We start from the raw sequence: 6,441 nt of genomic DNA on the forward strand, positions 1-6,441 counted from the left end.
CGACGAAGCCCTCACCGACGTCGTTGCTCGCATCGCCGGAGCGGCCGGGACCAGCCCCGGCTGGGCGGCCTTCGAGCAGGGACGCACATGCCTCGTGCGGGACCTAGCGGCCGAAAAGCGTTACCGCTCATATCCGGAGCAGATCCTCGCAAACACGCCGATCAGGTGCGTCCTGTCCGTTCCGCTGATCGGAGACGGCAAGGTTGTCGGGGTCCTCACCAACTACTCGCGCACGACTGAGGCATTTGGACCCTCCGAAGTCGAACGAGCGGAGCTGCTCGCAGAGGTTGCCGGCATTGCCCTCACCAGCGCGACCGCCGAGGATCACTCCCTCAACCTCACCAAGGCCCTTGAGAGCAACCGCACCATCGGCGCCGCCATCGGCATCCTGGTCGAACGCTACCGGCTGAGTGGCAACCTCGCCTTCGACGTCCTGCGCGCGTGCAGCCAGGACCACAACCGCAAGCTTGTCGATGTGGCCGAGGCGTTCGTCACGACAGGTCTGCTTCCGAACGAGAAGCGGTATGTGCACCAAGTGGAGGGCACGGAAGGCAGACGCCGAAACGTCCTTCCATAGCAATGACCCCCGTCCGCGCGGACAGGGGCCACTGCTCGGCTGGTCGACGCTCACGAGGTCGGCGACCCTCCGATGTGAAATCAGCGGTCGCGGTCGGACTGCTCCACACCGTCGGTCTCGATGTGCTCCTTGCGGACCTCGCCCGAGACCTGCTCCTGCTCGGTGACCTGCTCCTTCTCGAGCCGGACCTGCTCGACCGGCACGGCCTCGGTGGCAACGACCGGCCTCTCCTCGTGGAGGGTGACCTCGTGCTCCTCCTCGGAGATGTCGGGTCCGGACATCGCCTCGTCGCGGTTGGCCTCGGTGATCGGCTCGCGCTCGACGCGCACCTCCTCCCGGGTGACCGGGACGGTGACCTGCTGCTCCTCGGTGGTGACGTACTTCCGCAGTCGCGCCCGACCGGCCTCGCGGCGTTCGTTGCCGTCCTTGAGCTGCGGATACGTCACCGGTCGCGAGGACATGCTCGACGCTGTCGTCGACCGGCTCGTCAATGAGTTGAGCGTCGGCCCGGGCGAGCAGATGCGTCCGACGGACGGGTGGCAGGCCTTCCTGCAGTGGATGGCACACGAGGTGCGCAACCTGGCACGCGACCACCCCACGCTTTCCCGCGCACCGCACAGGCACCCGCGGCGCCGTGGCTCAGGCCGCCGCTTCGCAGCCTGCGCGTCGTGCAGCAAATCCTCGACGGACTCACTTCTCGTGGCTTCAGTGGCGACCTGGGTGACTTCCCAGCCGTCATGCGTCTTCGGTCGAAGCTCTCCGAGGACCACACGGAGGCCGAGTTCCGAGGCCGCCCTCGAGACGCTGGAGCGCATGGACCAGAACCTGAGTCAGTGACATAGCGGGCCGGATCCTCGACAAGCTCCATCATTGCCACGCCGCATTGACCGGCCCCGAAAAGATGCCCGTCAGCAGAGAGGCTATGGGCACTGGATCGGGATGGTGAGCGCACGCATCACCAAACGGCTACCCGTCACGTGGGAACGACGCCCACACGTGCTTGTAACCGCGTGTGTCGATGATTTGGCCCCACTCTTGGCTGAGCAGTTCCACGATCACCATGCCTCGCCCACTCGTGTCCAGCACACCAGGGCTGCGGAGAACGACTGCCGAGGTCGAAGCGTCTTGGATCTCCAAGAGGACTGTCGCGCTGCTGCTCGAAAGGGTCACCACGAACGGTGTTTGCGCGTGCAACACCGCGTTCGTCGCCAGCTCGCTCACGACCAGACGCATGTCATCGACCAGATGGGGCAGGTGGTGTGCAAGCAGGTGTATACGGACGAAGTCGCGTGCGAGCCCAGCGCTTCGCGGCTCGCCCGCGAGGAGTGCTTCGTGCGACCACTCGGTCGTCGAGGACATCAAGGTTCCCTCCGAGCCGATCGGTGGGCCCAGACAACGCGGGTCGGGCACCTGCCGCGGCACTTCTTGGCAGTCCACGCCTTCGCTTCGTCAGATGGAGGCGCCGGAACAGTGAGCATCCGCCTTCCACGCTCGAACGGCGCAACTCCTCGACGGGCGACAGCTGGCCAGAATTCGTCAGCACACATGGGCCTGCGATCGATCAAGCGCTGCGTCCTTGCCGAACTGATCTGATCGCGCCCAACGTACGTCGCACCGAGGAGACAGCATCGAACTCGAGGGGTGTCCGGGCGGATGTGCCGACCCACCCCCTGATGACCACGAAGTAACTGCACCCTAGGCACTTCAGAGACTAGGCAGGCGTGCTCGCGAGGTCCACACTCAAGGGGAGGGCACGAGTCGCCGGCTGCGCCGGGAATACCCGGTGGAGGCTCAAACCCGGAAGGGGCGTCTCGCCGTCCGGGTACAAGGAACCGGACGGCGGAGCGCCCCCGCCGTCTGGGGTGTGCCGGAGCGGCATTGGCTGGGGCGGGCTTCACCGCTTCACCCTCCGGCCGTTGACGTTCACCGTTTGCACGCGTGCCAGCTCAGCGAGCCTGCTCCATGAAGTACTCACTCGAGTCCAGCTGCTCCCGTCGGTCTTGGGGCATTGCATTCGATCGTGCCATCTGGTGGACCGATGGCGTGATGCACAGCTGGCCCCACGATGGATAGGGACGGTTTTCTTGGGGGGGTGGGCTTGCGCAAGAATGACAGCACCGTCCTTTCGCACCCGCGGTGATGGGTTCACGGGTAGCCACGGACCTTCCCCGCGTCGAGGCGGCGCGAGGCAGGGGACCGCGCCTCGCCGAAGCCGGCCACGTGGCCAACATCTGTTGCCCACTGCGCCATCGCCCATGCGCGAAGACGATCGGTATGCAGAGGCGATGAGCCGGGCGTGCATGGTTCCGCGCGACACATGGCGTCCTTGGGTCCGAAGAGATCGTCGAGATGCTCCCCGAACGACCCTCCCGGCCCGGAGGCCGGGAAGGGCGTTGCGATCCCACGCTGTTGGAGACGTGGGGTCTATACCCGTCGGAGCGGTCCCGAACCATCTCGCAGCCCCAGTTCAATCGCATTCCCGACTGGCCTCACGCTCACGCCCGCAAAGCACACGTGTACTCCCAGCCCAAAGGCGTCAGCTTTCCGTCGTAGCCCGCATGACGGCACGCTGTCCCAGGACGCCAACGTGCATCTGGCCGATGTGGCTTTGGCCCCCCGACATACACGTCACGACGCAAGGGCGACCTCGGCCCCCACCTGATCGCTGGTGGCAGAGCTTCTCCCCGGCCGTGTCGAGCACCCATGGTTTCCGCACGAACGGTTCGTGGCCACACGCTCGGACACCGCGGGGGGTCCCTTCGAGCAGGTGCAGAGCTCCGAATCGTGCCGGCGGCACCTCATCACGCCGGACAGCCAGCGGGTACGTTTGCACCCGGGCCGTCGGGGTACCCCGCGTGCACCGGGTCCGCAACCACCGCGACCCTTCCCGCGAACTCGAGGAGTGCCATGTCCCAGGACGCCATCGTCATGCTGAAGGACGACCACAAGCAGATCAAGGCCTGCTTCCGCGAGTTCCAGAAGTCGACGACGACCGACGCTCGCAAGGGCAAGCTCGTCGAGCAGATGATCGAGCTCCTCACCGTCCACACCTACGTCGAGAACGAGGTGATGTACCCGCGGGTGCGCGAGCTCATGCCCGACCTCGAGGACGACGTGCTCGAGTCCTACGAGGAGCACCACGTCGCCGACGTCCTCGTCATGGAGCTGCTGCCGATGTCGCCCGGCGACGAGCGCTTCGAGGCCAAGACCACCGTTCTCATCGAGAACGTCACCCACCACATCGACGAGGAGGAGAGCGAGTGGTTCCCCAAGGTGCGCGAGGGGCTCTCGCGCACCCAGCTCCGCGAGATCGGTGCGGAGATCGCCGAGGCGCGCGAGCGGGCGCCCCGTCGTCCGGAGCAGCCGAGCGCCCTCAAGAAGACGATCGATGCGGTCGTGAGCTGACGGCCCCGGCCCCCACCACGTGGCCGCGGGCCCCGGCGCTCAGCGCCGGGGCCCGGCCGGCTGGTGCTCCTCGAGGGCACGGTCGATGAGGGCAAGGTAGTCCCGCACCGACGCCGGCCCACCCAGCCCGAGCCGGTGGTCGACGACGAGGTGCGGCGTCCCCTCGATCCCGAGGGAGCGAGCAGCCTGCTCGTCCGACACGAGGTCCGCCGCGTGGTCCGAGGACGCCAGCACGGCGGCCACCCGGCGCTCGTCCAGCCCCGCCTCGGCCGCCAGCCGCTGGAGCACGAGCGGGTCCGCCACGTCCACACCTTCGGTGAACACCGCGGCATACAGCCTCTCGAGCATCGCGCCCTGCAGCGGTGGGCCCCCCAGCTCGAGCGCCAGGGCGACGAGCCGGTGCGCGTCGGCCGGGTCCGCCTCGGGCGCCGACGTCAGGGTGACGTCGATGCCGTCGGGGCGACCGGCGATCGACGCCTCCTCGAGCGTCGCGTCCGTGACAGGTGGGCCGGCGAGGACGTGGTGCACGACGACGACGTCCATCGGGTGCGTGGACGCGGACACCGCCGCCTCGACGCGTCGCTTGGCGACGTGGGACCACGGGTCCCGCACGTCACCCCAGAGGTCCAGGACGAGCTCGGCCATGCCCCCACCCAAGCACACGAACGCCGAACGCCCCCGGCCCGTGGTGGGCCTGGGGCGTCCGGACGGCGTATGCCGTGTGGTTGCGACGCTCAGTAGCGCCGGAACTCCGTCGGCGTGCCGAACATGTTGCGCTCGCTCGTCGACTTCCCGGTGCGCGGGGAGTCGATCATCATGTCGCCGCCGGTGTAGATGCCGACGTGCCAGGCGGGGCTGCCGTAGAACACGAGGTCGCCCGGCTGCGGGTTGCTCACCCGGGTGCCCTCGCGCTGCTGCGCGGACGCGGTACGCGGGAGCGAGATGCCGGCCTTGCGGAAGACGTACTGGGTGAAGCCCGAGCAGTCGAAGCCCGACGGGTCGTCGCCGCCGTAGACGTAGGCGATGCCGAGGAGGGTGCGCGCGATGTTGACGACCTGGCTCGACGACTGCTTCGCCGAGGTGGAGATCGCCGTGCGCGTCGTGCTGCGGCTGGCCTTGTCGGACGAGCGCTCGGCCGCGGCCACGAGGGCGCCCTCGCGGGTGCTCGAGGCGACCGGCTTCGCCTTGGGCTTCGGCTTCGGCTTGGGCTTCGGCTTCGGCTTGGCCACGGCGGTGACGCCGCGGACACCGACGGTGACGCCCTTGACGGGGGTGGACACGGCCGGGGCGGAGATCGCAGGGGCGGCGGTCGAAGCAGCGGGGGTGACCGGCGCGGACGTCTCGACGTCCTTCGTGGCGGTCTTCGCCGTCTCGGGCGCGGCCGAGGCCGGGAGCGCGAACGCCGCGACCAGGCCACCGGAGGCTGCGAGGACCGCGGATGCCTTGGCGCCGGTCACGCCTGCGCGCGACGCGATCGTGGACAGTTCGGCGACAGGGTTGTGTCGCCCGGGCGCGCGGTGACGCCCAGAGGTGGAATGAGCCACGGGAAACCTCTCGATGCCTACGGGGTGAGCTGTCGGGTTCGGACGAAAGGTTCTGCCCGGCCAGCCGGAGCTGGCTTCACCCCAAGGGCCGGTCCGAAGACCGACCCACAAGTGGGTCCCCCGCTCCTGCCAAGCGGTTTGTTGTGCAGTCGGTGACGGTGGCAGGACTCGACAGTCCGTCATGACAGCCCACCCCAGGGGAGGACGGGCCGGAGCCACCGTACCCGACCCTCTGGGCAAAGTCACGTTTGGGTCACGGCCCTCCCGGCCGGAGCCCCACGGCTCTCGTTGCGCCGTGCGGGCGGGGTGCAACGACCGAGGGCGGGCACGGCCACGTGGGCCGCACCCGCCCTCGGCGGTGTCAGCGTCGCGTCACTCCACGGAGATGTGCACGTGGTCGTAGTGGTTGGCCGTGACCGAGCCACGGTCCTCCATGGCACGCCAGCCGGAGGCGCCGGCCATCCAGATGCGCTGCTTCCAGATGACGTAGGTCATGTTGTAGCGGCTCATGTTGTCGATCGCCCAGGCGGCCACGGCATCGCCGCGCGAGCCGGTCACCATGATGTCGACGGCCTTGCCCGCGCCGTGGTCGCCCGCACCGGCGCGGTAACCACCGATGTTGGTGATGCCGAAGTTCGAGCGCACGGCGGAGCAGACCTTCGAGGCGTTGTCGCCGAGGCCCTTGTCGTCGCACCAGCCGTAGAAGGCCATCGAGACGCCACTGCCGGAGGCCGGGGCGGTCGTGGTCGCCTCGCGCGAGCTCGACGACTCGGACTCCTCCGGGGCCTTCTCCGCCGTCTTCGTCGGCGTGGGCTTCGGCTTCGGCTTCGGCGCGGGCTTGGCGACGGCGGTCACGCCGGCCGGGCCGGCCGAGACCGCGGCGCTCTGGCCTGCGGCGGGGGCCGTGAGGGCCGC

The 6,441-nt window shown here is 68.7% G+C and carries 6 protein-coding genes, 1 pseudogene and 1 riboswitch; of the genes and pseudogenes, 2 read left to right on the forward strand and 5 right to left on the reverse strand.

Features of this window, described 5'->3' with window-relative positions; all coding sequences use genetic code 11:
• On the forward strand, positions 1-577 hold a 577-nt coding region (locus N798_RS17570), incomplete at its 5' end, for a GAF and ANTAR domain-containing protein (protein WP_052117402.1).
• 80 nt (positions 578-657) lie between these two features.
• Here the strand turns inward: N798_RS17570 and N798_RS18775 are convergent.
• The gene (locus tag N798_RS18775) at positions 658-1,023 is read right to left on the reverse strand and encodes a YsnF/AvaK domain-containing protein (protein WP_371870451.1); all 366 of its coding nucleotides are present in this window, start codon (positions 1,021-1,023) and stop codon (positions 658-660) included.
• 520 nt (positions 1,024-1,543) lie between these two features.
• Entirely contained in the window at positions 1,544-1,936 is a 393-nt protein-coding gene (locus tag N798_RS14815) for an ATP-binding protein (protein WP_052117403.1), read from the reverse strand.
• Between the two features lie 1,548 nt (positions 1,937-3,484).
• On the opposite strand from N798_RS14815, the gene N798_RS14820 reads away from it, so the two are divergent.
• On the forward strand, positions 3,485-3,982 hold the full coding sequence (locus N798_RS14820) for a hemerythrin domain-containing protein (RefSeq protein WP_035949873.1): 498 nt from the start codon (positions 3,485-3,487) through the stop codon (positions 3,980-3,982).
• 39 nt (positions 3,983-4,021) lie between these two features.
• On the opposite strand, the gene N798_RS14825 is transcribed toward N798_RS14820, so the two are convergent.
• From N798_RS14825 to N798_RS18780, 3 genes and pseudogenes are all read right to left on the reverse strand, one after another.
• On the reverse strand, positions 4,022-4,627 hold the full coding sequence (locus tag N798_RS14825; RefSeq protein WP_052117404.1) for a DsbA family oxidoreductase: 606 nt from the start codon (positions 4,625-4,627) through the stop codon (positions 4,022-4,024).
• Positions 4,628-4,716: 89 nt separating this feature from the next.
• Positions 4,717-5,439, reverse strand: a complete 723-nt coding sequence (locus N798_RS14830) for a C40 family peptidase (RefSeq protein WP_052117405.1) — start codon at positions 5,437-5,439, stop codon at positions 4,717-4,719.
• A gap of 89 nt (positions 5,440-5,528) precedes the next feature.
• Positions 5,529-5,691, reverse strand: a riboswitch (cyclic di-AMP (ydaO/yuaA leader).
• A 207-nt stretch (positions 5,692-5,898) separates the two neighbouring features.
• Positions 5,899-6,441 (reverse strand): annotated as a pseudogene (locus tag N798_RS18780) (hypothetical protein); the annotation flags it as partial.

Source organism: Knoellia flava TL1 (assembly GCF_000768675.1).
In the GTDB taxonomy this organism is placed as follows: domain Bacteria; phylum Actinomycetota; class Actinomycetes; order Actinomycetales; family Dermatophilaceae; genus Knoellia; species Knoellia flava.

What these genes read in the sequence shown, in the direction of transcription:
- N798_RS14825 (WP_052117404.1), bottom strand. Translation starts at nt 4,627, where the DNA reads ATGGCCGAGCTCGTCCTGGACCTCTGGGGTGACGTGCGGGACCCGTGG.
- N798_RS14820 (WP_035949873.1), top strand. Translation starts at nt 3,485, where the DNA reads ATGTCCCAGGACGCCATCGTCATGCTGAAGGACGACCACAAGCAGATC.
- N798_RS14815 (WP_052117403.1), bottom strand. Translation starts at nt 1,936, where the DNA reads ATGTCCTCGACGACCGAGTGGTCGCACGAAGCACTCCTCGCGGGCGAG.